The organism is Flavobacterium sp. 102 (assembly GCF_003634615.1).
Lineage (GTDB): Bacteria > Bacteroidota > Bacteroidia > Flavobacteriales > Flavobacteriaceae > Flavobacterium.
In genome coordinates this window covers 2,230,465-2,256,306 of sequence record NZ_RBKX01000001.1, presented here as the reverse complement: position 1 = coordinate 2,256,306, position 25,842 = coordinate 2,230,465, and the positions used below count along the sequence as shown (strand labels likewise).

The window sequence follows — 25,842 nt, the reverse complement described above, 5'->3', positions numbered from 1 at the left end:
CATCGTTTAGGCGATGTCTTTTGTTTTTAAAAATAATTGGGTATTCCTCAATCAGGTAATTCAAAAAAATATAAATTTGCAGTCTTTAACTTTTCATTATGAGTTCGCATAATAGTAGTCTTCATAGCAAATTATCCGTTGGCGGATTATTAGTAGCATTAGGAATAATTTATGGAGACATCGGTACTTCGCCGCTCTATGTAATGAAAGCTATCCTTGGCGTTCATGAAATTTCAAGAGACATTGTTCTCGGTGGAATATCTTGTGTATTTTGGACGCTAACACTACAAACCACCATTAAATACGTAATCATAACCCTAAGTGCCGATAACCATGGTGAAGGTGGGATTTTTGCTTTGTTTGCGTTGGTTAAGAGAACCAAAATTAAATGGCTTATTGTTCCGGCGATTATTGGTGGTAGTGCGCTATTGGCTGACGGTATCATTACGCCGCCAATTTCTGTTTCGGCTGCAGTAGAAGGTATCAATACTTTTTATGAAATGGAAACCCAAACCATTCAAATTATTGTAATTTGTATTTTGTTTGTGTTGTTTACCATACAACAATTTGGTTCCAAATTAGTAGGGAAGTTTTTTGCCCCAATGATGCTGATTTGGTTTTCGATGTTGGGCATTTTAGGAGCATTACAAATCATGAATGACTTTTCTGTTTTCAATGCAATAAACCCTTATTATGCTTATGAATTACTTCAAATTCATCCTGAAGGCTTTTTTGTTTTGGGAGCTGTATTCCTTTGTACTACAGGAGCTGAGGCATTGTATTCGGATATGGGACATTGCGGACGAAAAAACATTCGCATCAGTTGGATTTTTGTAAAAACTATGTTATTGCTGAATTATTTTGGCCAAGGTGCCTATTTAATTAGCCATGAAGGCCAAACATTAGAACAATTAGGCGGAAAAGACGGAAATCCATTTTATCTCATTATGGCTGATTGGTTCCAACCTATCGGGGTAGTAATTGCGACACTAGCTGCAGTTATTGCTTCTCAAGCTTTAATCAGTGGTTCATTTACCTTAATTAATGAAGCCATGAGATTGAATTTCTGGCCAAAAGTAAAAATCAAATATCCTACGGAATTAAAAGGACAATTGTACATTCCTTCCATCAATTGGTTATTGCTTTTAGGTTGTATTGGCATCGTTTGGTACTTTGAAAAATCAAGCGCAATGGAACATGCCTATGGTCTAGCTATCGTACTTTGCATGATCATGACCACCATTTTATTGAATTTTTATTTAATTATGAAAAGGGTAAAATGGTACATCATTGGTGCCATTATTACAGCTTATCTCATAATTGAATTCAGTTTCTTGGCCGCCATTCTTCCAAAATTCATCCATGGTGGATTTGTAACCTTAATAATTGCTTCTGCTTTAATTGGTGTTATGGCGACTTGGTATTTGGCAAAACAAATTAGTAAAAACTACACTAAAATCGTTAAAATTGAAAACTACAAAAAGGTTTTAGCTGAATTGAGTGTTGATCTTTCGATTCCAAAATATGCTACGCATTTGGTTTACATGACCAATTCGAACCGAAGTGATGAAATTGAAGAAAAAGTGATGTACTCCATACTTCAAAAACGTCCTAAAAGAGCCGATTTGTATTGGTTTATTCACGTTAATATCTTAAGCGAACCCTACAAAAAAGAATACAAAGTTACCGAAATTATCAAAGATGACATCTACAGAATTGATTTCTACCTTGGTTTCCGTGAACCAACTAAGATTAATTTAATGTTCAAACAGGTTATCAAAGAAATGGTGGTACGTGGCGAAGTAGATATCACCAGTAGATATGAATCTTTGAACAAAAACAACATCATAGGTGATTTCAAGTTTGTGCTTTCTGAAAAATTCTTATCCAACGACAGCGATTTAACTTTCTTCGAAAAAATAGTTATGAATACCTATTTCCTTATGAAAAAACTCAGTTTGTCTGAAGAAAAAGGATTTGGTTTAGACAGTAGTTCGGTGAAAATTGAACAATTCCCACTGGTAATTCATGCGCCGGAAAAAATTGAAATGCGCAGAATTGAAAGAGATTGCCCTGAATTGTAGCCAATACTATTAGACGCATCACCTACTTGTTGTATTTTAACAAACGTATTCCTTTTTAAACCTGTTAATTTTAACATTACATAACAAAAAAGGAATATCTTTGCACGCTTATTTTTTTACAACATGCGATTACATCGAAATTTAGTTTATACCACGATTGACTCTTTAAATGCCATTTTCAACGAAGGGGAATATGCCGATAAAGTGGTGGCTCGTGCCTTAAAAAAAGACAAACGTTGGGGAAGTTCCGACCGTAAATTTGTGGCCGAAACCATCTACGAAATCGTACGTTGGAAAAGACTCTACATGGAAATTGCCGACGTAAAAGAACCTTTTGACCGTGACCAATTATGGCGATTATTTGCCGTTTGGGCGGTTTTACGCGGTTACCCAATTCCCGATTGGAGACAATTAGAAGGTACGCCGGAACGCAAAATTAAAGGTCGCTTTGACGAGTTATCCAAAATCAGAAAAATGCGCGAATCTATTCCGGATTGGATGGATGAACTCGGTGTAAAAGAATTAGGCGAAGACATTTGGACCAAAGAAATTGCAGCTCAAAACAAGCAAGCCCAAGTTATACTTAGGGTAAATACTCTAAAAACAACCAAAGAAAAACTTCGGGCCATTTTAATGGATTTAAACATCGAAACGGAATTCCTAAAAGACCAACCCGATGCTTTAGTCCTAAAAGAAAGAGCCAACGTATTTTTAACGGATGCTTTCAAAGAAGGTTTCTTCGAAGTACAAGACGCTTCTTCGCAATTGGTCGCTGCTTTCCTTGACGTACAACCGGGAATGAGAGTTGTTGATACTTGTGCCGGCGCTGGCGGAAAAACACTGCACATGGCTTCTTTAATGCAAAACAAAGGGCAATTAATTGCCATGGACTTGTATGAAAGTAAACTCAAGCAATTAAAATTAAGAGCCAAAAGAAACGGCGCTTTCAATATAGAATACCGAATTATCGATTCGACTAAAGTGATTAAAAAACTTCACGAGAAAGCAGACAGAGTTTTGATTGACGCACCTTGTAGTGGATTGGGTGTTTTAAAAAGAAATCCTGATGCCAAATGGAAGCTCCAACCTGAATTCATCGATAACATCAGAAAAGTACAAGCTGAAGTTTTAGAAAATTATTCTAAAATTGTGAAACCCGGCGGCAAATTGGTTTATGCTACTTGCTCAGTCCTACCGTCTGAAAATCAGGAACAAATTAAACATTTCTTAACTACCGAGATTGGGAAATCATTTACCTTTGTAAAAGATACTAAGATTTTGGCACAAGAAACCGGATTCGATGGTTTTTACATGGCCTTATTAGAACGAAAAGAAATATAAAAAAACAAATGAAGAAAATCTTTACCCTTTTATTTTTTAGTCTTACACTTGTTGGTTTTGCGCAACAAACCCAATCGGTTAATGCCATTCCACCGGGATATTACAATACGGCTACCGGAACAGGTTACACGCTTAAAACGCAATTGTTCAATATCATCAATGGCCACAACGACAGAACTTACTCGGGTTTATATACAACCTATTTAACTTCTGACATTGATATGTATTATGAGAACAATGATACAATGTTAGACATGTATACTGAAAACCCAACCGGAAGCGAATGTGAGTTTGTGTACGGTGGCGGTTTACAAGACGATGGTACATTAGGAAATAATGAATGTGAACGTTATAACAGAGAGCACTTGGTACCGCAATCCTATTTTGGAAACGGTGTTACCCCAATGTATTCTGACGCCCATTTTGTTATTCCTTCGGATAAACACGTGAATGCTCAAAGAGGTGATTTTCCGTTTGGAAGAGTTAACAATGCGACCAATACCTATTCTAATGGCTCTAAAAGAGGCTTGAATCTAAACTCAGGTTATTCTGCCGGATTTACTTCAACAGTATTTGAACCAATAGACGAATTCAAAGGTGATATTGCCAGAATGTTACTTTACTTTGTTACAAGATATGAAGACCAATTGGCTAGTTTTTATTCAACTTCCAATTCATTATCTAAGGTTATGTTTGATGGTTCAACCGGACAATCATTCTCGCCAACATTCCTAAACATTTTATTGACATGGAATCAGCAAGATCCTGTAAGCCAAAGAGAAATCGACAGAAACAATGCTATCTATGTTCGTCAAAGCAACAGAAATCCATACATTGACAACAACACTTATGTGACTACCGTTTGGGGATTGCCTTTGGGAACTTCCACATTTGAAAGCTTAAATGCCGTTTCCCTTTATCCGAATCCATCAAACAATGGCATTGTAACTATTTCAACTGAAATTGCGCTTGATGATATTGAAATCATCACCATTAACGGTCAAATTTTACAACAAATTAAAAGACCAACTTTAGAAAACAATACCTATACCATCGGTAATTTGCCTAAAGGTTTTTACTTCATAAAACTGTCAAGCAACAATGATTCAGTGACCAAAAAAGTTTTAGTCAACTAAATTCAAAAATAAATTATAGAGAGAAACGCTGTTGTATTCAACAGCGTTTTTTTTTGTTCTAGGCTTTGCCTACTAAAAATAATCAACACAATAAAGCATAGAAAAAGCCGATTTTCTTTGAACTTTAACGCATCTTTACTATCTTTCGCCCTCATAATGTGTAACCCTTAAACATTTATACAAATGTTAGAAGAAAAGAATGATAACCTGCAAGATGCAGATGGAAATGTAGTAAACGAATCACCGGAAGTGACCACTACTGAAAATCAGGAAACTACAGCTCAAGATGAAAGTCCGGAGTTGGAAGTTAGCAGTAATACTGTTGAAGCTGAAACAACTGAGGAAATCCAAGCAGAAGAAGCTGAAGCGGTGCAAACTGTTGAAGCCGGAAGTGATATTACTGAGGAAGTGACAGAAGAAACTGCGACTGAAGCTGCGGTTTTAACCGAAGAACTTACTGAAGACGAAATTGAAGTTGCCGCTGAAAAAGAAGCATTGGTTGAAGAAACTGTAGAAGTGGTTTCAGAAGAAACTCCAAATACTGTTGTTGAATTGACTGCTGAAGAAGTAGCCGATGACTCGAGCGTAAGCGAACAGGCGGTGCAAACTGCTAGTGATGTTGCCATGAATGCTATTCAGGAAGTGAATGCTGAAGAAGGTGAAGACGAATCGTTAAAAGAACGTCACGATATTCCAATGCTGGATTATGAAACTTTATCCATGGAGCAATTGGTGGATGAATTGGGTAATCTAGTCGTAGTAGAAAAAGTGATGTCGGTTAAAGACCATGTGGAAGAATTGAAAAAATCTTTCTTGTCAAAATACCACCATTTTATAGAAGAGAAAAAAGACGAATTCCACGCTGAAAATCCGGATACTACAGAAGATTTCCATTATCATTTTCCTTTAAAAGTTAAATTTGACCAATTGTACTCGCAATACCGAGACAAGAAAAATACGCATTTTAAAAGTTTACAAAACAACCTACAAGCCAATTTAGAAAACAGAATGGCCATTGTAGAGGAACTTAAAAACTTAATCCACAGTCAGGAAAGTATCCCGGTAACGTTGAAGAAATTTAACGACATCCGCGATCGTTGGAAAGTAGCCGGAGCTATTCCGAAAGACAAGTACAACCACGTTTGGAACAATTACCACTTTCACTTGGAGAATTTCTATGACATTCTGCACTTAGACCGTGAGGCACGTGACTTAGATTTCAAACACAATTTAGAACAAAAACTAAAAATCATAGCGCGTGTAGAAGAATTGGTTCACGAAGAAGACATCAACAAAGCCTTCCGTGAACTACAAGATTTACACCGCATTTGGAAAGAAGATATCGGTCCGGTTTCTCGCGAGCAACGTGAGGAAATTTGGAATCGCTTTAGTGAATTGACCAAACAAATGCACGACAAACGCGAAAGTTTATACGAAAAACTACGCGAAGGTGAAACGGCCAATTTAGAGAAGAAGAAAGAAATCATCGCACAAATTGAAGTGTTGGCGCAAGAAAAAGTAAACTCTCATGCGGCTTGGTTAGGCCAAATTGAAAAAGTAGAAGCTTTGAGAAATCAATTCTTCGCGGCCGGAAAAGTGCCTTCTGAAGTCAATGAAGACACTTGGACCGCTTTCAAAAATGCAGTAAGAAGTTTTAATGTATTGAAAAACTCTTTCTACAAAGACATTAAAAAAGACCAAAACGATAACCTTTCTAAAAAACAAGCGTTAGTGGCCAAAGCCAATGAGCTAAAAGAAAGTACTGATTTTGCTGCAACAACGCCATTAATGAAACAAATTCAGGAAGAGTGGAAAACCATTGGTCATGTACCGAGAAAGTTCTCGGACAAACTTTGGACAGAATTCAGAGCCGCTTGTAATGAGTATTTCGAGAAATTGAAAGAGCAGAAATCTGAGGTGAATGAAGAAGAAGTAGAAGCTTTTGAAAAGAAAAAAGCCTACCTAGAAACCTTGAGAGCTTTTGAATTGGTTGGGGAACACAAAACCGATTTAGATGCCATCAAAGCACATATCGAAACATGGAAAAGCTTTGGAAAAGTACCTTTTGCCCGTCGTCATATTGAAGGGAAATTCAACAAAATCCTGGATGCTTTATTCGAGAAATTAAGCTTGAGCAAAAAAGACAACGAAATGGCGCGTTATGCCAACAAGTTAGACCATTTAGCCAATTCAGACACTCGTAAACTGGACAACGAAAAAGTATTCATGATGCGTAAAATTGACGAAGTACAAGGAGAAATTTTCCAGTTGGAGAATAACATCCAATTCTTTGCCAAAGCGAAAGCAGATAATCCGATGGTGAAAGAAGTAATGAAAAACATCGACTTCAAAAAAGAAGAGTTGGCCACGTTGAAAGACAAGTTGAAACAACTTAGAAATTTGAAAATAGAATAACAAAAAAGCCTCGAAATATCGAGGCTTTTTTTATTGCTGTATTTTAGAAGCTAAGAGATAAATCACTGCCATTCTTATGGCAACGCCATTCTCCACTTGCTCCAAGATAACCGATTGATGAGAATCGGCTACATCCGAAGTGATTTCAACACCACGGTTGATTGGTCCGGGATGCATGATGATGATTTCTTTCTGGAGTGAATCCAATAATGCTTTGTCTAATCCGTATTGCTGTGCGTATTCTCTGGTCGATGGGAAATAATTCACATCCATTCTTTCATTTTGCACGCGAAGCATGTTGGCTACATCACACCATTCTAAAGCTTTTCTTAAGTTGGGTTCAACGGTTACGCCCAGGCTTTCGATGTATTTCGGGATGAGTGTTTTTGGGCCACATACTTTGACTTCGGCACCTTGCATTTGCAAAGCGTAGATGTTAGACAAAGCCACTCTCGAGTGCAAAATATCGCCTACGATTACCACCTTCTTTCCTCCTACCTCGCCCAGTCTTTCTCTGATGGAGTAACTGTCGAGTAAACCTTGCGTTGGGTGTTCGTGGGCACCGTCTCCGGCGTTGATGATGCTGGCTTTTACATTTTGTGATAAGAAGTAAGCGGCACCCGGATTGGCATGACGCATCACGACCATATCGACTTTCATTGACAGAATGTTATTTACGGTATCAATCAGCGTTTCGCCTTTTTTAACCGAAGATTGCGCTGCTGAGAAACTAATTACATCGGCTGACAGTCTTTTTTGCGCCAATTCGAATGAGAGTTTCGTACGTGTACTGTTCTCAAAAAAAATATTGGCAATGGTAATGTCGCGCAATGAAGGCACTTTCTTAATCGGGCGGTTAATCACTTCTTTGAAATGATCTGCCGTTTCAAAAATCAAGTCGATGTCTTGCTTTTGCAGGTATTTTATTCCTAGTAAATGGTTGACTGACAGTTCGGACATTTTTTTTGTTGTATTATTTCGCTGCGCTCCGATTATTAATTTTTCTTAATATCAAATGCCTCGGGTGTTGTATGTTGTAAGTTATATGTTGTTGTCTCTGCTAAAATTCGTAATTCTCTTATTCCTTATCCCTTATCCCTTTTCCCTTATCCCTTTTCCCTTATCCCTTTTCCCTTTTCCCTTATACTAAATAAACCGCATCTTCTCCATCCTTTTCCTTCCAAGACACGATTACTTTTTCATCATTAATGACATCTACCTGACGTCCGCGGTAATCGGGTTGTATGGGCAAATGGCGGCTGAATCTTCTGTCGATCAGTACCAAAAGTTCTACTTCTGAGGGTCTTCCAAAGGATTGAACGGCGGTTAAAGCCGCATTGATACTTCTTCCGGTGAATAGCACATCGTCAATAAAAACCACTTTTTTATCTTCTACCAAAAAATCGATTTGGGTTTTGTTGGCTTCCAATTGTTTTTCGCCCCGACGAAAATCATCGCGAAAAAAAGTGATGTCTAAGAAACCTAATTGAACGTCTTTGATTTGGTAATCATGCTCCAACAAAGCCTTGACACGGTTGGCCAAATAAGTGCCTCGCGGTTGTATGCCTATTAAAACGGTATTGGAAAAATCGAGGTGGTTTTCGATTAACTGACAAGCCAAACGATGGAGTATGATATTGACTTCTTTGGAAGTGAGCAATACTTTTTGACTCATGGTAGTGTTGTTTGGGTGGTAAAAGTAGCGTTTTTTTTTAAGCAAGGCAAATTAGTTGTAAGTTGTGGGTTGTCGGTTGTCGGTTGTAAGTTACAAGGTTCGTCAGTTCGAGTGTTCTTTGTGGAGTGCAACGGAACAAAAAATGACCCGAGGCTTTAGCCAAATTGAGCGCAGCTAATCGAGAGCCGTTTGTCAGTAGTCGGTTGGTTTGGTTTATAACCGAGATGCTTTGCTGTTAAATATGTTACACAGAGATTCACAGAGATTATTGAGCTTCACAGAGATTTTCTGATATTCAGATTTTCTGACAACAGACAACAGACAACGGACAACGGACAACAGAAACTTTGTGTTCTTTGCGCCTTCTTTGCGTTCTTTGTGGTTAAATTTTTAGTGGCCAGTGGTCAGTTGGTTTAGTTTAAACCGAGAAGCTTTGTTGGATGACAGTTGGGAGTTGTAAGCTTGCAAGTATCTTTGATGCTTTATCCACATTCTAAGACTTTTGCATTAATTAGGTACTGTGCAAAATGATACCATAAATTAAAATCTTTCCTATTTTTTTGTTAAAGGGAAAACAACTTACCGAGGAAACTCCCAATTTTAAAACCTGAAATACAATCCATTTAAACCCACTTCCATACATGAAACATTTTTTCTCTTTACTGTTTACTTGTTGCCTCACCTTAGCGATTAACGCGCAAGCACAACCCAAAAACACGATATTAAATTTAGACATTGAAATGGTCGTCGATGGTAAAGCGGTTGGCTGGACGCTATTTGGCAATGAAAAATTCACTGCCGTTGTTGACTCGACCATAGTGCATGGCGGCAAATATTCTTTATCGATTAGCAATGACAGTGATGTGGCCAATTTTAGGGCTTGGAACTTTACTTTGCCTGCTAATTATGAAGGCAACAGAATAAAACTCAGCGGTTATCTAAAAACAGAGAATGTTACTACCGGGTTTGCCGGTTTGTGGATGCGAATTGATCCATCGATAGGTTTTGACAACATGAAAAATAAAGGCATTAAAGGCACCAACGATTGGCAGAAATTTGAAATAATACTTCAAATGAATCCGCAAGAAACTACACAAATCGTATTAGGCGGTTTATTGGTGGGCAAAGGAAAAATTTGGATTGATGATTTGGAAGTGCACATTGACCGAAAAGAATTGAAGAATGCCAAAATCTTTGAAAAGGAAAAATTACCCGCCGATTTGGATACTGAGTTTGCCCAAGGTTCTACCATTGCCGATTTTACGCCGAATGCCATACAATTGGAGAATCTAAAAACGCTTGGTCTGATTTGGGGTTTCTTAAAATACCATCATCCGGCAATTGCTAAAGGAGATTATAACTGGGATTTTGAGTTGTTTAGAATCACGCCTAAAATACTGGCTGCCAAAACCGCTACAGAAAGAGATTTGGCTTTGTTGGAATGGATTAAAAAATTGGGCGAGGTAAAAGAAGGAAAACCCGAAACCTTTAAGCCGGAGGAAGTCAAAATAAAACCCGATTTAGATTGGTTAACCCAAAGCGGCTTTTCGGCGGAACTGCAAAACCAACTGTTGAAAATCAAGAATGCGGATAGAAATAATAAGCATTATTATATTGATTTTCATGCCGGTGTTAAAAATCCTAATTTCCAAAACGAAAATGCTTATGCTGATATGGTACATCCTGATGCCGGTTATCGCTTATTGTCGTTGTACCGTTATTGGAACATGATACAATATTATTTTCCATATAAGAACCTAATCGAAGAAGATTGGAAAGGTGTTTTGCAAGAGTTTATTCCGAAAGCAATCGCCGCCAAAGACAAAACCGAATACACGCTGACGATGTTGGAATTGATTGCCCGCATTCATGATACCCATGCTAATATTTGGGGCGGCAACAAAACCCTGAGTGACTTTTGGGGCAAAAATTATCCGGCGTATGAAGTTAAATTTATTGAAGAGCAAGCTGTCGTAATTGATTACTATGATGAGATTTTGGCGAAAGAAAACCCACTGCAAAAAGGAGATGTTATTCTGAAAGTGAATGACAAAGAAGTCACCCAAATAGTCAAAGACCTTTTAAAAAGAACTCCGGCGTCCAATTATCCGACACAGTTGAGAGACATTGGTTCCAAACTTTTGCGCAGCAATGACAGCTTGGTTACTGTGACTTATCAACGCAACAACGAAATCCTGACGCATACCATTAAAACCTATCCGACGAACAAAATCAACTTTTACAATCCGGACGAAAGTACTGAGCCAAGTTATAAATGGTTGGACCAAGACATCCTGTACATTCACCACGGCGATTTAAAGAAAAAGGAGTTAGCCGATATTGGAAAACAAATGCAAAAGGCCAAAGCAGTGATTATTGATGACCGAAATTACCCTTCGGATTTTCCTATTTTTGAATTGAGCAAACTTTTACTTCCTCAAAGGAATCTCTTTGTCAAGTTCTCCAATAGCAGTTTGAAAACCCCGGGCTTGTTTACCTATTTCGGTGAAGGTACTTACGTAGGCTCCAACAACAGCGATTATTTTAAAGGAAAAGTAATTATACTGGTTGATGAAACCACGCAAAGTTCAGCCGAATACCACGCCATGGCGTACCGAACTGCACCAAACGCCACCGTTATGGGTTCTACCACAGCCGGTGCAGACGGAAATGTATCTACTATCAAACTTCCGGGTGGTATTATGACCATGATTAGCGGTATTGGGGTGTATTATCCTGACGGCAAAGAAACCCAGCGCATTGGGATAGTTCCTGATATAGTGGTCAAACCCACTATTGAAGGTTTTACTAAAGGGAAAGATGAAGTACTTGAGAAAGCTTTAGAGTTTATACGAAAGGATTGATTGGGGTGGATTGTGTTTAGTGGTCAGTTAGTTTGGTTGATAACAGAAACCTTTGCGTTCATTGCGCCTTCTTTGCGTGCTTTGCGGTTAAGTTTTTAGTGGTCAGTGGTCAGTTAGTTTGGTTGATAACAGAAACCTTTGCGTTCATTGCGCCTTCTTTGCGTGCTTTGCGGTTAAGTTTTTAGTGATCAGTAGTCAGTGGTCAGTTAGTTTGGTTGATAACAGAAACCTTTGCGTTCATTGCGCCTTCTTTGCGTGCTTTGCGGTTAAGTTTTTAGTGTTCAGTAGTCAGTGGTCAGTTGGTTTGGTTGATAACAGAAACCTTTGCGTTCATTGCGCCCGCTACCGCTCGAATCCCTTCCCCTGCTACCGCGCAAATCCCTTCGCGTGTTTCTATTAAACGTGATTCTAAAAAGTTTTACTAGTTTGGTAAAAAGAACAGATGAACAAGAATTACAAGTTTCATAATGATGAGGGATTGTGTTTTTAGGTATTTTAAGTTGTAGTATTGAAGTACCACATACCACGCGAAAGGATTGACTTCGTCGAATTTCATTTCGCGCGGTAGCGGGGGGGTTGACTTATCCCTTTTTCCTTTTCCCTTTTTCCTTTTCCCTTTTCCCTTTTCCCTTTTCTCTTTTCCCCTTTTCTCTTTTCCCTTTTCCCTTTTCCCTTTTCCCTTTTCCCTTATCCCTTATCCCTTATCCCTTATCCCTTTTCCCTTTTCCCTTTTCCCTTTTCCCATATCCCTTTTCCCTTATCCCTTATCCCTTTTCCCATATCCCTTTTCCCTCATTCCTCTCAATTTCCTCAAAAAACCAACTTTCCAGCATTTCCAAGCCCTCCCAGCCGGAGAACGAGCTTCGGACTCCCGCAAACGAGCTTCGGACTCTCAAGAACAAGCTTCGGACGGATTACTTTACTCTTCGGAGGATTACTAACGAGTTTCGGACGCCTTCCCTCCAACTTCTGAGAACAAAAAATGGTCTTCGAACCACTAAAAACAAGCTTCGGATAATAACGAAGACTCAACGGAGGATGAAAAAGACTCAAAGTACTAAGAAAGCTTTTCCCTTATCCCTCTTCCCTCTTCCCTTTTCCCTTTTCCCTTTTCCCTCACTCCCGACCAAAAACCTAAAAAACCCGATAAGGGGATTTATTTTACAAGAAATGAAAGGGATTGGTGGGGATTATTTATATTTGGAATAGGCTGGGTATTTTTAATACTTATCAAAACATTAGTAGCAAGCTTAATCAACATCAATAAATAAAGAAAAACATGCATCTTATTGAACGTGAAATTAAAAATATTGGAATAATCATCAATGAGTTTGAAGATGATATAAGTTCTAAAGTTTATCAAAATCAGGCTGAAATTATTGTTCAAAAACTGAAAAGAATAATAGATGCATCTGCTCTGAAATATAACCTTATTTCAAAGAATAGTGTTAGAGATATTAGACATTACAACTTTATTAGTAGAATAAAAGAACCTGATAGCTTAAAAGAAAAACTCATTAGAAACAATCTAATAAATGATTTCATTAATGAAATTAATTTTGAAAATCTAGATGCAAATTCTAAAAAGGCAATCAAACAAAAACTTTTTGGTTTAGATGATTTAATTGGTGTTAAAATATTAACTGACTTAAATGTAGATTGTAAAAACATGTGTGAATTAATACAATCACCAGAATTTCAATCTCAAGCAGAAACTGAAGATATTACTTTTAATAAATCAGACCTTGCAAAACAACCTCAAATAATGAGAAACGGATTAGCTATATATAAAATTCGTTGCTCTTACGACAAATACAATTTTGAATTACAAATAAAAAGTAAACTTGTATCAGCTTGGGGCGACATGGAACATTCCATTTTTTATAAAGATTATGCAATAACTCCTGTTAGGCATACTGCTCAAAAATCAATGAATCATGTTGGGAAATTATTATTTGATATTGATGATTTTGTTGAAAGCATTAGGAATGCAAATAAGGATTATAAAGAAAATGCTAATGCATTATTGTTTTTAAGCTGGTTTGAGGAAAAGTATTCAACTCCAGTTAAAAGTATACTTCAAAACGTAACATATAAATTTGATTCTATTTCAGAGATCCTATATCGTGTTAGTACATTATTAAAAATTAATTTAAAAGAGGACTTTGAGGTTAGAAATTTAAGAATTGAACATTTTGATTTACAATCAGAAGACGGAAATATTAATCATTATATAAAAATCAGAAACAATAACTATGATTTGAAAATTTTAGAATCTATATTAATTAGTTGGTTATTATTGAGTGATGAAGTTATTGACAAAGGTAATTTAGACAATAAACTTAAAGAGTATCTAGCAACTATTATTAATGCAACTTCAATATATCTTATTGAATATTTTCCTGGATATGAAGAAGATGAAATGATAGAATTAATTACTGAGCTTTATGAAATAAGTTTGAAATATGAATGCAACGAGAGTTTTTTAATAAATATTCAAAAACTTCAAACTTTTTTAGAAAACTGGGAATTTACAAAATCAATTATAGAATCTAAACTTGAAGATGATTTAATATCAATTATTGGTAAGATCATTTTTATATTTCTTAATAATGGAAATTACCAAAAGTATATTTCTGATACAATTAATGATATTGAATTAAAAAAATCTTTAATTAGCATAAATCGTGAATTGAATTCCTTTCCAGATATCAAGAAAAAAGTAACTCCTAATTTTCTATATATCATAAATGAATTAATAAAAAAAATAAACTAGAAGAATATGAAATTTCCAATAATAGAATACAATCAGAATAATTATCATTTTATTTCTACTGTTTTACCATTTGATTTAATTAATTCATCAAGTGAAACACTGGTTTATGGCAAAAACTTAGGTGGATATCAAAGAGAACCAGATGGTTTACATTTTAATAGAATTAAGAATTATATCTTAAAAGATGATAAATTTCTCTTTCCTACATCAATTATATTAGGTGTAGATAGTGAATTAATAAAAAGCTTCATAATAGTAGAGAACGGTATTTCATATATTGACTTCTCTACTATAAAATCTAAGATATTTAGAATTGTAGATGGACAACATAGACTCAGAGGTTTAGAAGAAGCAGCTAAAATAAATTCAACTCTTAAAGAATTACCTTTGAGTGTAAATATTTTATGCACTCCTCCAAATTCTAAATCATTAGAAATGGAAATATTTGGAAACATAAACTCTAAAAGTAAAAGAATAAAAGTAGATTTAATTGAGTTAGCTAGATATGAATATCACATAATTGAAAAGAGTATAAATTCTTCAGAGATAAATGAGCATCTATCAATTCGAGTTGCATTTAACTTAAACGAAAATAAAGACTCGAAAAATGTTTGGGAAAATGCGATTAAATTTGGTATTCATGATGATGAAAAAATTGGAATTATTGGCGTTAATGCTTTTCGTGAATCAATTAAATCAATTGTTTCTTCTTATCTGATAAATAATAAAGGAATATCTTCATTACAAGATGGGGAATTAATTGAAAAAACTAAAACTGCTTCAAGTGAAATTGAAGAATTCCTATTGCAAGCATGGAATATTGTTTTTGAAAAATGGCCAAGTTGTTTTGATATTTCACAAGAACAGATCGATTTTGATTTAGACGTAAAAAAATTTCATTATAAAAATAATTATTACATTCAAAAAACTTTAGGAGCAAAATCGATAAATGGATTACTGGGAAGTGTAATTTCTGAAAATAATAACAAAATCGATCTTTCTTCTCTGGATATATTTAAAGCTATTTTGAGTAAATCAGATACAGTGACAACTGATTGGGAAATTGGAAATACTTTTAGCGGATATAGTTCAGAATCTGGATTTGCAAAAGTGGCTAAAATTATTAGTGGTGAATTAAAGTCAAACAAAATTTGACACAACGAAAAGCCAGTTGCTAACAACAGTTTGTAGCAATTGAAAGGCTTATAAAAAAACCGCCCAATCAGGCGGTTTCTTCATTTAGCATCTTAATTATACATCTTCTTTCTCAACTCTTTAACCTTCTCATCATCCAAGTACTCATCAAAAGTCATGTATCTGTCAATAACACCATTTGGCGTAATTTCTAAAACACGGTTGGCCACGGTTTGCGCAAACTCGTGGTCATGCGTCGTGAATAGTACTGAACCTTTAAAGTTTTTCAACGAGTTGTTAAACGCCGTGATGGATTCTAAATCTAAGTGGTTCGTTGGTTCGTCGAGCATTAACACATTGGCACGAATCATCATCATGCGCGATAACATACAACGTACTTTTTCGCCTCCAGACAATACCGTACATTTTTTTAACGCTTCTTCTCCTGAGAAAATCATTTTCCCTAAGAACCCACGAACGTAAACTTCATCACGCTCTTCTTCGGTTTTTACGAACTGGCGTAACCAGTCTACTAAGTTCAAACTGCCGTCGGTAAAGAACTGGCTGTTGTCATTGGGTAAATAAGATTGATTGGTGGTAATGCCCCAATCATAGGTTCCGGCATCGGCTTTTTGGTTGCCGTTTAAGATTTCGTAGAAAGCAGTTGTTGCACGGGAATCTTTAGAAAACACTACTACTTTATCGCCTTTCGCCATGTTCAAATCGACATTCTTAAACAACACTTCGCCATCTACTGAAGCGGCTAGGTTTTGCACGTGAAGGATTTGGTCTCCGGCTTCTCTTTCTACATCAAAAATAATCGCAGGATATCTTCTACTTGACGGTCTGATTTCGTCCAAGTTTAATTTTTCAATCATCTTTTTACGGGAAGTCGCTTGCTTAGACTTGGCCACATTCGCACTAAAACGACGGATGAATTCTTCCAACTCGGCTTTCTTTTCTTCCGCTTTTTTGTTTTGTTGTGCTTTTTGACGCGCCGCTAACTGGCTCGATTCATACCAAAAAGTATAGTTTCCGGAATAGTGATTGATTTTAGAAAAATCGATATCCGAAATATGCGTACAAACCGAATCTAAAAAGTGACGGTCGTGAGATACTACGATTACGGTGTTTTCATAATTGGCTAAGAAATTCTCTAACCAAGTGATGGTTTCAAAATCCAAGTCGTTCGTAGGCTCATCCATGACCAACACATCCGGATTTCCGAAAAGCGCTTGTGCCAAAAGCACACGAACTTTCATCTTTCCTTCCATCTCGCCCATCAAAGTATAATGTTGATCGGCAGTAATGCCTAAATTGGACAACATCGCTCCGGCATCAGATTCTGCGTTCCAACCGTTCATTTCTTCAAACTGCACTTGCAACTCGCCTATTCTGTCGGCATTTTTATCATCATAATCGGCATACAACGCATCCATTTCTGATTTTACGGCGAATAACACTTTGTTCCCCATCATCACGGTTTCCAACACGGTATGCTCATCGAACATGTTGTGGTTTTGATTCAACACCGACATACGTTTGCCCGGCTCGAGGAATACTCTTCCTGAAGTGGGGTCGATATCGCCGGCTAAAATTTTAAGGAAAGTAGATTTTCCGGCACCATTGGCACCAATCACACCGTAGCAATTGCCTTGGGTGAACGTGGTATTTACTTCGTCGAATAAAATTCTTTTACCAAATTGAACCGATAAATTAGAAACTGTAAGCATATTGTAGTTTTATAAAATTTTTGCAAAAGTAGTGAATAGTGTTCAGTGTTCAGTTAATTAGTGGTCAGTTTTTTATCTAACTTAGTTTTCAAGATGAATGAAAAGCATTAGCCAAAACGTCTCAAAAAATATTGGATAATTGATAATAAAGCCACATATTTACGGCGATTTACATTTAACTAATGCTTAACAGTATAATCCAAATCATCTGAATATTTTTGTTTACTAGTTTCTATTCAATGCACAATTACAGAAATTTAAAAGTTTTTGCTTTACTTATCCCTTTACTTACGCTTTTGAGTTCGTGTAAAAACGAATTTAAAGGGAATGACTATGTTGCTTATTTTGGCGGTGAAATTGTAAATCCAAACAGTCCGTATGTGCTTTTCTGCAAAGACAATGAAGTGATTGATTCGATAAAATTGGATAAAAACAATCGCTTTTTTGTACAATTTGATTCTTTAGCGCCGGGTTTATACACATTTAAGCACGAACCGGAATACCAATACATCTATTTCGATAAGAATGACAGTTTGATGGTGCGTGTCAATACCCGAGACTTTGACAATTCGGTTGTATTTTGTGGTCGTGGCGATCAGAAAAACAACTTTCTCATGGAGCAATATTTGAAAAATGAGAAAGACAAGAACAGGCTTTTTGAAGCTTTTGATTATGATATTGACAAATTTACCAAAGCCATCGATTCCTCTTATCAAGTAGCCACAAAATTCTACACCAACAAAAAAGAAGAACTTAAATGGAATGAGAGTTTTGATGTGTATGCCAAAGCGGCCTTAGACTTTCCGTATTATTCGCGTAGAGAGTTGTATCCGATGGTGCATAAAATGAGAACCGGAAATGATGTGTATGAACAAATTCCAACTGATTTTTACAATTTCAGAAAGAAGGTTGATTGTAATAATGTGGCACTTTCCTCCTATTCGCCTTTTGTGATGTACTTGTCGCACATGTTGAACAATATGGGTTCCATCAATTACCACAATCATTTTACCGAAGTTGATTTGGCACTCAAAACCAATGTCAACAAAATGAATATCGCCGATACCTTGATTAAAAACGAAAAGGTTAAAAACACGATTTTAAACAACATCGCCTTTACTTATTTGTTGGAAGATCAAAATATGGTGAACAACCAAACCTTTTTAGACACTTATCACAAGATATCGACAGATAAGAGTCAGAAAAATGAAATCACCAAAATAGGTAACGCCATACAATTGTTAAAAGCCGGAAGCCAACTCCCGGAAGTAACGCTTATAGATCGTAACGGTCATAAAATAAGCTCTACCACTTTTACCAATAAAAAAACAGTGCTTTTCTTTTGGACCGCGAACGCCGTTTCGCATCTTGAAGGAGTTCACAAAAAAATACTAAGCTTTCAAAAAGCCCATCCGGAATATCAGTTCATAGGCATCAATATTAATGATACGCAAGACGAATGGAAAAACTTATTGAAAAAATATAAGTTCGACACCATTACTGAATTGCGCTGTGTTGATTTTGAAGACATCAAAGCCAAATGGGTTATTACGAAAATTCACAGAACTATTATCTTAGGAGATAACGGAGCGATTAAAAACGCTTTTACGAATATATTTGAGTTGAACTTTGAAGAAGAACTCAAATAATAGTGGTCAGTTGGCAGTGGTCAGTGGTCAGTTAAAAAAAGCGTCCCGAAAAAATCGGGACGCTTTTTTTATGGTTATGGTTCAACTGCTCACTGAATACTGAACACTGAACACTATTGATTATTGGTTTCCTTTAGCGTAATCGGCTAAGAACTGAGCCAAACCTAAATCGGTTAAAGGGTGTTTTAATAATCCTGTGATGGATGATAATGGTCCGGTCATTACGTCGGCACCAATTTTAGCACAGTTTACCACGTGCATGGTGTGACGAATAGAAGCCGCTAAGATTTGTGTTTCAAAAGCGTAGTTGTCATAAATATCACGAATCTCTTGAATCAAAGCCAAACCGTCTGTAGAAATATCATCCAATCTTCCTAAGAATGGTGATACATAAGTCGCTCCGGCTTTGGCAGCCAATAAAGCCTGACCTGCAGAGAATACTAAAGTTACATTGGTTTTAACGCCTTTGTCTGAGAAATATTTACAAGCTCTTACACCGTCTTTGGTCATTGGCAATTTTACCACGATTTGCTCGTGTAAATCGGCTAATTCTTCTCCTTCTTTGATCATACCATCATAATCGGTCGCGATTACTTCAGCACTTACATCGCCATCAACAATGTTGCAAATGTCAACGTAGTGTTTTAAGATGTTGTTTTTTCCGGTGATTCCTTCTTTAGCCATCAATGACGGATTAGTCGTTACGCCATCAAGAACGCCAAGTCCTTGTGCTTCTCTGATTTCGTTTAAGTTGGCCGTGTCAATAAAAAATTTCATAGTGTACTGTTTATGTGTGTAAAAGTTGTGTTTTCAAATGTTGGGCGTTTCCCTCGGCAGTCGGCTTTCAGCCTCGCGTCCCTTCGGGTCAGGCTGTCCGCGGTGCATGATTTGATATTAAGAGGAAAATGTCAGGTGGACATTCGGTTTTTCTGACTTCCTAAAGTAAATACCTGACTGCCGCTGGCAGTCCTCCTTTTAATTTCAAATTTAACGCAAAATCTGTGCAAAAGTACAAATATATTACATCTTTTGGGAGTTGTTTTTATTCAATTCTTTCAGTTCATCACGTATTTCTTTTAACGTTCCAATCATTTCATTGTGCTTGTCATCATAGATAGCCTTGTTAGCCGCTTGCGCTTTCTTAAATATTGTCCTTATAAATATCAATAATGCGATAAAAATAAAAAGGGGTAATAAGCTAATTAAAATTTCTGTCCAGTTTGTCATTGTTTATAGTTTATAATGATTCATCAACATGCTTTCATAAATTCTATCAGGAAGAATCCTTTTCAAAACGATAGAGAACTTTTGCATAAAAGCACCGATTTTATAATGCAATTTCGGGTTTTTAGCATTGATAATTTGGTATATCGCTATTGCCATTTCGTCGGGATTGCTGCCACTGTCCACGTGGTCGTCCATTTGTTTCAGCGTATTGCCATAAGTGGTTTCATAAGCCGAACCTGCAACAACCGGTGCATGATATCTTCCCGAAGCAATATTGGTAGCAAAATCGCCCGGAGCCACATTTACGACATTGATACCGAATGGTTTTACTTCCATACTAATGGCTTCCGTAATAATTTCTAAAGCGCCTTTGGAAGCCGAATAAACACCACGATAAGGCAATCCCATATAGCCTGCAATGGAAGTAATATTGATAATTAAACCCGATTTTTGTTCGCGCATTTGCGGCAAAACGGCTTTGATAACCTCGATTGGGCCAAAGAAATTGGTTTCGAAATTGTTCTTGATTTCCTCAGTTGGAATTTCTTCCAATGGTCCGGTAATGCCAACGCCGGCATTGTTGATGACCACATCAATTCGTTTAGAAATTGAAATCACTTTTTCAACGGCATGTTTGATACTTTCACTATTGCGAACGTCTAAAGCAATCAAGGGAAATAACGAATTGGTGATTTTATCAGGATTTCTGCTGGTGCCGTAAACGGTAAACCCTTTGTGAAAGAGGAATTCACCTATGGCTTTGCCTATTCCGGAGGAACCTCCTGTAATCAGTACTACTTTGCTCATTAAATATTAAATTTCAAATATTAGATATAAAACTTATAAAGATAATTAGTTTATTTTGATGCCCAATCCGTGATTTTCGCTCAAGTGAATTTTTCCATTGACTATCTGAGTTCCTTGGGCGATATCATTGGCTATTAAATTGGCGCCGTCTAAATCGGCGTAGTCACACAATGGTGCTAAAACAGCTCCTGCTGAAATACCTATCGTTGACTCCGTCATGCAACCAATCATGATTTTGAAACCTAATTCACGAGCCGTTGAAATCATTTCCAACGCCGGTGTTAATCCGCCACATTTGACTAATTTAATATTGATGCTTTTATAATGTGGAACCAAGTCTTTTAAAGCCATTATATCCTGACAATCTTCATCAGCCATCCAATTGGCCTGTTTATCCGAATGCAAAATTGAATACTGCTCTACTCCTGTTTTCATGGGTTGTTCTAAATAAGTGAAGCTTGAAATTAACGCATTATTTTCCAACCAAAGACATTCTTCTGCGGTAAAACTTCCGTTAGAATCTAAAGCCAGATTTTTATCCAGTTGCAGTAATTTGGTGATGTCGCTTTCGCTAAAATGGTTACACTTGACTTTGAATTTTGTCCAAGCCGATTGTTTTATTTTCTGGATTTGGTTTTCGACTGCATCTACACTTATGGTAATGGAAGATTCCGGAAGTTGGTTGTAATTGATTTGATTGAGTGCTAAAAAACTTTGCTGCTCGAGTTTACCGAATAAATCCCAATAAGCACAATCGAGTGCTGAACGTAGAAAACTTGGAAGATTTAAGCTGACCAAAAAAGAATAAAACTCGAATGGAGGAACTGTTTTTTGGCTTTCAATTAGGGACTTGACTTTGGCTAAAGCAGTTTGAAAATCCTCTAAGTTAATGTGGTAATAATCTATCGAAGTACATTCGCCATATCCTTTTTCACCATGACTTTGAAGCGTAACAATTAAGGCTTCTCTGAACGTGTAATTTCCATAGGCAATGGCAAAGGTTTCTTTGAGATTGAACTTTACTATTTGCCAGGATAAAACCATAAGGTGTAAAAATAAAAAATCCCGATACTTTCGGGACACTTTTTGAAAAAAATGGCAAGCGACCTACATCGCACCGCTCAACCACATACCTTTGCTATGTTCCCATCCTGGAGGATTTTGCAGGAGCTGGTCGTGTAGGACTTGCCGGTGCAAATATACAATCTTTTTATTTTTTTGCAAGAATTTAAGAGCAATATAAATATATTTGTGAGTGAAAAATTAATTAAAAAAAATGAGAGTTCATAACCTATTCATAACCACTTTTTTAGCTTTAAACATCGTTGGTTGCGGTGATAAACAAAAAGACAAAGAAGGCTTTTTCGGCTTTGATGAAAGCGCTATAAAACCAATATACAGTGCCACAGATAAAGTAGATTTTACTTTATTGAACAATAATAGCAAAACCATAGACAGTGTGATTTACTTTGCCAATAACGAGAGAATTACTTCGGTAAAAGGCAATGGTAAATTCAGTTTTGATTTGAACGGAAAAAAATTGGGCTACCAAAACATTAAAGCTTTGGTATATTTTGAAGGCGATACCATTTCGACCCAAACCCGAATAGAAGTCGCTGCGGCGATTGCTCCCAAACTATTAAAGTATACCGTTGTCAATACTTATGACCATGATGTGAATGCCTTTACGCAAGGTTATGAGTTCTATAAGGATACTTTAATGGAAAGCACAGGACGTGAAGGAACATCGTATGTAGCCAAAACCGATTATAAGACCGGAAAAACATATCAGAAAACGGATTTAAATCAGCAATACTTCGGCGAAGGGATTACGGTTCTTAACGATAAAATTTATCAGTTAACTTGGCAAAATGCTGAAGGCTTTATTTATGATGCCAAAACGTTAAAGCCAATCAAATCATTCCCCTATGACAAAAAAATTGAAGGTTGGGGTTTGACTAATGACGGAAAATATCTTTACCAATCAGATGGTACAGAAAAAATTTGGAAAATGGATCCGGAAAGCCAAAAGCTTATTGATCATGTAAACGTTTATACCAATGACAGTAAAATAAAAAGTGTCAATGAAATAGAATGGATTAACGGAAAAATTTATGGTAATATTTGGCAGAAAGATGCGATTGCTGTAATTAATCCGCAAACCGGTGCTGTGGAAGCAGTATTGGATTTGACAGCTTTGAGAGCGAAAGTAACCAATAAAGAAGCGGAAGTTTTAAACGGAATTGCATTTCGCAAAACCACTAACACGATATTCGTAACCGGTAAAAATTGGAATAAAGCTTTTGAAATCAGAGTGCAGGAATAAGAATTCAGATTTCAGAAGCATTTATAAAAAAACCTCTCGTTTTAATCGAGAGGTTTTTTATTTATTTCTTGGTTACAAATTCCATTTTAGTGGCATCATAAACCAACTTATTTTCCTGCTTCTTGCTTTTTTGAGTAACAGAACCATCAGGATTCAGGATAAACTCAAAGCCATCTCTTCTTATTTTTTCCTGTGTTTCCGTAGCGGCTGTTCCGCCCAAAGAAACTATTTCAGTAATGTGATTGGTCGTTTGGGTATTTGAAAATACTTGTTTTTTATTGGTAATCTCATAAATCACTGAATAAACATTTGTAATGTCTTCTGTTTTCTTATTGGTTTTGATTTGCACTATTTCGGTCCAAGTCAATAAATATAATTTAGTTCCGCTTGCGGTGAATGAAGATAGTTTACAATTCGTTGGCTTAAAACCAGCATCGACCGCTTTGACAATCATAGCGTCTTTTTCTTTACCGTTTTCATTAATGGTTACTTGGAAATTTCCTTTCTTCACTTCGGCTACCAAGTTATCTACTTTGGCTAATCCTGAAGCAGCCGTTGTGGTTGGTTTCTTCGCTACGGGTTTCTTTTTCTGACTGTAAGTATTGACACTCAACATAGCGATTAACGCCAATAAAACGATTCTTTTCATTTGATACAATTTTTTGGTTTAAACAGGAATCGAATATACAAAATAATCAATTCGATGTGTGTTAAAAACAAAAACCGCTCCAAAAAATGGAACGGTTTTTTTATTTAATTGTAAAGACGCGATTAATCGCGTCTCTACGGGAATTATATTATTTTACCTCTTCGAATTCTACATCCTGAGTATTATCGCCTTGCGCTTCTGCTTCCTGAGCCTGACCAGCGTCACCTTGAGCATACATTGCTTCTGTAGCTGTTTTCCAAGCGGCATTTACATTGTCTAACCCTTTTTGAATCGCTTCCAAATCTTGTGATTGGTAGGCCATTTTCAATTCGGTTAAAGCATATTCGATAGCTGTTTTATGTTCGTCAGATAATTTCTCACCCAACTCTTTCAATTGACTTTCTGTTTGGAAAATCATACCGTCAGCTTCGTTTAATTTATCTGCTTTTTCTTTAGCCAATCTATCGCTTTCAGCGTTTAATTCAGCATCTTTTTTCATTCTTTCGATTTCTTCCGGAGTCAATCCTGAAGACGCTTCGATACGAATATCATGAGATTTTCCTGTTCCTTTATCTGTAGCTGATACTTTGATGATACCATTGGCATCGATGTCAAAAGTTACTTCAATTTGAGGAACACCTCTAGGTGCCGGTGGAATTCCTTCTAAGTGGAAACGACCAATAGTTTTGTTATCTGCAGCCATCGTTCTTTCTCCTTGAATCACGTGGATTTCAACACTTGGTTGGTTGTCCGCAGCCGTAGAGAACACTTGTGACTTTTTAGTTGGAATAGTCGTATTTGACTCGATTAATTTAGTCATTACGTTACCCATAGTTTCAATTCCTAATGATAAAGGCGTAACATCTAATAACAATACATCTTTTACATCACCGGATAAAACACCACCTTGAATCGCAGCTCCAATTGCTACTACTTCATCAGGATTAACTCCTTTTGATGGTTTTTTACCAAAGAATTTTTCTACTTGATCTTGGATAACCGGGATTCTTGTAGAACCACCAACCAAGATTACTTCGTCGATATCTGAAGTCGTTAAACCTGCATCTTTCAACGCTTTAACAACCGGTTCCATAGAACGTTTTACTAAAGATTCAGCCAATTGCTCGAATTTAGCACGAGTCAAAGTTTTCACTAAGTGTTTTGGTCCTGAAGCCGTAGCCGTAACGTATGGTAAGTTGATTTCTGTTTGTGTTGAAGACGACAACTCGATTTTAGCTTTTTCAGCTGCTTCTTTTAAACGTTGTAATGCCATTGGGTCTTTACGCAAATCAACACCTTCTTCGGTATTGAAATCGTTAGCCATCCAATCGATGATTACTTGGTCAAAGTCATCTCCACCTAAGTGAGTATCTCCGTTTGTAGACAATACTTCGAAAACACCATCGCCTAATTCAAGTACAGAGATATCAAAAGTTCCTCCACCTAAATCGTAAACGGCAATTTTTTGGTCTTTTCCTTGTTTGTCTAATCCGTAAGCTAATGCCGCAGCGGTTGGCTCATTGATGATACGCATTACTTTAAGACCTGCAATTTCTCCTGCTTCTTTCGTAGCCTGACGTTGTGCATCGTTAAAGTAAGCCGGAACAGTAATCACTGCTTCGGTAACCGTATGACCTAAATAGTCTTCAGCTGTTTTTTTCATTTTTTGAAGTGTCATCGCTGACAATTCTTGTGGTGTATACAATCTTCCGTCGATATCAACACGTGGTGTGTCATTATCGCCTTTCATTACTTTGTACGCAACAGTTGATGCTTCTTTAGCACTTTCTGTGTACTTGTTCCCCATAAAACGTTTAATAGACGCTATGGTTTTGGTTGGGTTTGTCACCGCTTGTCTTTTCGCAGGATCACCTACTTTAATTTCTCCACCTTCTACAAAAGCAATTACAGATGGCGTTGTTCTTTTACCTTCTGCGTTAGCAATTACAACTGGTTCTCCACCTTCCATAACGGCCACACAAGAGTTGGTTGTACCTAAGTCGATACCAATAATTTTTCCCATTTT

At 36.8% G+C, this 25,842-nt stretch carries 18 protein-coding genes and 1 other RNA gene; 9 read left to right on the top strand and 10 right to left on the bottom strand.

Annotated features, from left to right (window positions below):
- Positions 1 to 98: 98 nt before the first annotated feature.
- The 4 genes from C8C84_RS09800 (at position 99) to C8C84_RS09785 (ending at position 6,976) form a co-directional block, all read left to right on the top strand.
- The gene (locus tag C8C84_RS09800; protein WP_199717128.1) at positions 99 to 2,084 is read left to right on the top strand and encodes a KUP/HAK/KT family potassium transporter; all 1,986 of its coding nucleotides are present in this window, start codon (positions 99 to 101) and stop codon (positions 2,082 to 2,084) included.
- Positions 2,085 to 2,207: 123 nt separating this feature from the next.
- A complete protein-coding gene (locus C8C84_RS09795) occupies positions 2,208 to 3,425 on the top strand; it encodes an RsmB/NOP family class I SAM-dependent RNA methyltransferase (protein ID WP_121313471.1) in 1,218 nt (405 codons plus the stop codon).
- Positions 3,426 to 3,433: 8 nt separating this feature from the next.
- Positions 3,434 to 4,561 carry an endonuclease gene (locus C8C84_RS09790; protein WP_121313470.1) on the top strand — a complete coding sequence of 376 codons (1,128 nt, stop codon included), beginning with the start codon at positions 3,434 to 3,436 and terminating at the stop codon, positions 4,559 to 4,561.
- Positions 4,562 to 4,744: 183 nt separating this feature from the next.
- The gene (locus tag C8C84_RS09785; protein WP_121313469.1) at positions 4,745 to 6,976 is read left to right on the top strand and encodes a DUF349 domain-containing protein; all 2,232 of its coding nucleotides are present in this window, start codon (positions 4,745 to 4,747) and stop codon (positions 6,974 to 6,976) included.
- 30 nt (positions 6,977 to 7,006) lie between these two features.
- Here the strand turns inward: C8C84_RS09785 and C8C84_RS09780 are convergent, their stop codons facing one another.
- Both C8C84_RS09780 and pyrR read right to left on the bottom strand, forming a co-directional pair.
- Positions 7,007 to 7,936 (bottom strand): aspartate carbamoyltransferase catalytic subunit, encoded by a 930-nt coding sequence (locus tag C8C84_RS09780; protein ID WP_121313468.1) that lies wholly within the window; start codon positions 7,934 to 7,936, stop codon positions 7,007 to 7,009.
- 181 nt (positions 7,937 to 8,117) lie between these two features.
- Positions 8,118 to 8,651: a bifunctional pyr operon transcriptional regulator/uracil phosphoribosyltransferase PyrR gene (gene pyrR, locus C8C84_RS09775; protein ID WP_121313467.1), complete on the bottom strand. Its 534-nt coding sequence runs from the start codon at positions 8,649 to 8,651 to the stop codon at positions 8,118 to 8,120.
- A 641-nt stretch (positions 8,652 to 9,292) separates the two neighbouring features.
- Here pyrR and C8C84_RS09770 point away from each other — a divergent pair.
- From C8C84_RS09770 to C8C84_RS09755, 3 genes are all read left to right on the top strand, one after another.
- A complete protein-coding gene (locus tag C8C84_RS09770) occupies positions 9,293 to 11,515 on the top strand; it encodes a S41 family peptidase (protein WP_121313466.1) in 2,223 nt (740 codons plus the stop codon).
- 1,279 nt (positions 11,516 to 12,794) lie between these two features.
- Positions 12,795 to 14,291, top strand: coding sequence for a hypothetical protein (locus C8C84_RS09760; RefSeq protein WP_121313465.1), 1,497 nt, complete (start codon positions 12,795 to 12,797; stop codon positions 14,289 to 14,291).
- 6 nt (positions 14,292 to 14,297) lie between these two features.
- Positions 14,298 to 15,446, top strand: coding sequence for a DGQHR domain-containing protein (locus C8C84_RS09755; RefSeq protein ID WP_121313464.1), 1,149 nt, complete (start codon positions 14,298 to 14,300; stop codon positions 15,444 to 15,446).
- Positions 15,447 to 15,538: 92 nt separating this feature from the next.
- Here C8C84_RS09755 and C8C84_RS09750 read toward each other — a convergent pair whose 3' ends face one another.
- A complete protein-coding gene (locus C8C84_RS09750; RefSeq protein WP_121313463.1) occupies positions 15,539 to 17,158 on the bottom strand; it encodes an ABC-F family ATP-binding cassette domain-containing protein in 1,620 nt (539 codons plus the stop codon).
- 239 nt (positions 17,159 to 17,397) lie between these two features.
- Here C8C84_RS09750 and C8C84_RS09745 point away from each other — a divergent pair, with 239 nt between their 5' ends.
- Entirely contained in the window at positions 17,398 to 18,807 is a 1,410-nt protein-coding gene (locus tag C8C84_RS09745; protein ID WP_121313462.1) for a thioredoxin-like domain-containing protein, read from the top strand.
- Positions 18,808 to 18,927: 120 nt separating this feature from the next.
- On the opposite strand, the gene fsa is transcribed toward C8C84_RS09745, so the two are convergent.
- The 5 genes from fsa to ffs all read right to left on the bottom strand — a co-directional run bounded on the left by fsa (position 18,928) and on the right by ffs (position 22,032).
- The gene (gene fsa, locus C8C84_RS09740) at positions 18,928 to 19,584 is read right to left on the bottom strand and encodes a fructose-6-phosphate aldolase (protein WP_121313461.1); all 657 of its coding nucleotides are present in this window, start codon (positions 19,582 to 19,584) and stop codon (positions 18,928 to 18,930) included.
- Between the two features lie 243 nt (positions 19,585 to 19,827).
- Complete coding sequence (locus tag C8C84_RS09735; protein ID WP_121313460.1) at positions 19,828 to 20,034, bottom strand: hypothetical protein; 207 nt, start codon at positions 20,032 to 20,034, stop codon at positions 19,828 to 19,830.
- A gap of 3 nt (positions 20,035 to 20,037) precedes the next feature.
- On the bottom strand, positions 20,038 to 20,841 hold the full coding sequence (locus C8C84_RS09730) for an SDR family oxidoreductase (RefSeq protein ID WP_121313459.1): 804 nt from the start codon (positions 20,839 to 20,841) through the stop codon (positions 20,038 to 20,040).
- 45 nt (positions 20,842 to 20,886) lie between these two features.
- A complete protein-coding gene (locus C8C84_RS09725; RefSeq protein ID WP_121313458.1) occupies positions 20,887 to 21,885 on the bottom strand; it encodes an enolase C-terminal domain-like protein in 999 nt (332 codons plus the stop codon).
- Positions 21,886 to 21,934: 49 nt separating this feature from the next.
- Positions 21,935 to 22,032: signal recognition particle sRNA small type (gene ffs, locus C8C84_RS09720), an RNA gene on the bottom strand.
- A gap of 85 nt (positions 22,033 to 22,117) precedes the next feature.
- On the opposite strand from ffs, the gene C8C84_RS09715 reads away from it, so the two are divergent.
- On the top strand, positions 22,118 to 23,167 hold the full coding sequence (locus tag C8C84_RS09715) for a glutaminyl-peptide cyclotransferase (RefSeq protein ID WP_121313457.1): 1,050 nt from the start codon (positions 22,118 to 22,120) through the stop codon (positions 23,165 to 23,167).
- Between the two features lie 61 nt (positions 23,168 to 23,228).
- Here C8C84_RS09715 and C8C84_RS09710 read toward each other — a convergent pair whose 3' ends face one another.
- Positions 23,229 to 23,816 (bottom strand): hypothetical protein, encoded by a 588-nt coding sequence (locus tag C8C84_RS09710; protein ID WP_147406836.1) that lies wholly within the window; start codon positions 23,814 to 23,816, stop codon positions 23,229 to 23,231.
- Positions 23,817 to 23,964: 148 nt separating this feature from the next.
- Complete coding sequence (dnaK, locus tag C8C84_RS09705) at positions 23,965 to 25,839, bottom strand: molecular chaperone DnaK (protein WP_121313454.1); 1,875 nt, start codon at positions 25,837 to 25,839, stop codon at positions 23,965 to 23,967.
- Positions 25,840 to 25,842: the final 3 nt, after the last annotated feature.

Excerpts from the sequence above, each read along its gene's own strand:
- C8C84_RS09800 (WP_199717128.1), top strand. The coding sequence starts at position 99 with ATGAGTTCGCATAATAGTAGTCTTCATAGCAAATTATCCGTTGGCGGA.
- C8C84_RS09795 (WP_121313471.1), top strand. The coding sequence starts at position 2,208 with ATGCGATTACATCGAAATTTAGTTTATACCACGATTGACTCTTTAAAT.
- C8C84_RS09790 (WP_121313470.1), top strand. The coding sequence starts at position 3,434 with ATGAAGAAAATCTTTACCCTTTTATTTTTTAGTCTTACACTTGTTGGT.
- C8C84_RS09785 (WP_121313469.1), top strand. The coding sequence starts at position 4,745 with ATGTTAGAAGAAAAGAATGATAACCTGCAAGATGCAGATGGAAATGTA.
- C8C84_RS09780 (WP_121313468.1), bottom strand. The coding sequence starts at position 7,936 with ATGTCCGAACTGTCAGTCAACCATTTACTAGGAATAAAATACCTGCAA.
- pyrR (WP_121313467.1), bottom strand. The coding sequence starts at position 8,651 with ATGAGTCAAAAAGTATTGCTCACTTCCAAAGAAGTCAATATCATACTC.
- C8C84_RS09770 (WP_121313466.1), top strand. The coding sequence starts at position 9,293 with ATGAAACATTTTTTCTCTTTACTGTTTACTTGTTGCCTCACCTTAGCG.
- C8C84_RS09760 (WP_121313465.1), top strand. The coding sequence starts at position 12,795 with ATGCATCTTATTGAACGTGAAATTAAAAATATTGGAATAATCATCAAT.
- C8C84_RS09755 (WP_121313464.1), top strand. The coding sequence starts at position 14,298 with ATGAAATTTCCAATAATAGAATACAATCAGAATAATTATCATTTTATT.
- C8C84_RS09750 (WP_121313463.1), bottom strand. The coding sequence starts at position 17,158 with ATGCTTACAGTTTCTAATTTATCGGTTCAATTTGGTAAAAGAATTTTA.
- C8C84_RS09745 (WP_121313462.1), top strand. The coding sequence starts at position 17,398 with ATGCACAATTACAGAAATTTAAAAGTTTTTGCTTTACTTATCCCTTTA.
- fsa (WP_121313461.1), bottom strand. The coding sequence starts at position 19,584 with ATGAAATTTTTTATTGACACGGCCAACTTAAACGAAATCAGAGAAGCA.
- C8C84_RS09735 (WP_121313460.1), bottom strand. The coding sequence starts at position 20,034 with ATGACAAACTGGACAGAAATTTTAATTAGCTTATTACCCCTTTTTATT.
- C8C84_RS09730 (WP_121313459.1), bottom strand. The coding sequence starts at position 20,841 with ATGAGCAAAGTAGTACTGATTACAGGAGGTTCCTCCGGAATAGGCAAA.
- C8C84_RS09725 (WP_121313458.1), bottom strand. The coding sequence starts at position 21,885 with ATGGTTTTATCCTGGCAAATAGTAAAGTTCAATCTCAAAGAAACCTTT.
- C8C84_RS09715 (WP_121313457.1), top strand. The coding sequence starts at position 22,118 with ATGAGAGTTCATAACCTATTCATAACCACTTTTTTAGCTTTAAACATC.
- C8C84_RS09710 (WP_147406836.1), bottom strand. The coding sequence starts at position 23,816 with ATGAAAAGAATCGTTTTATTGGCGTTAATCGCTATGTTGAGTGTCAAT.
- dnaK (WP_121313454.1), bottom strand. The coding sequence starts at position 25,839 with ATGGGAAAAATTATTGGTATCGACTTAGGTACAACCAACTCTTGTGTG.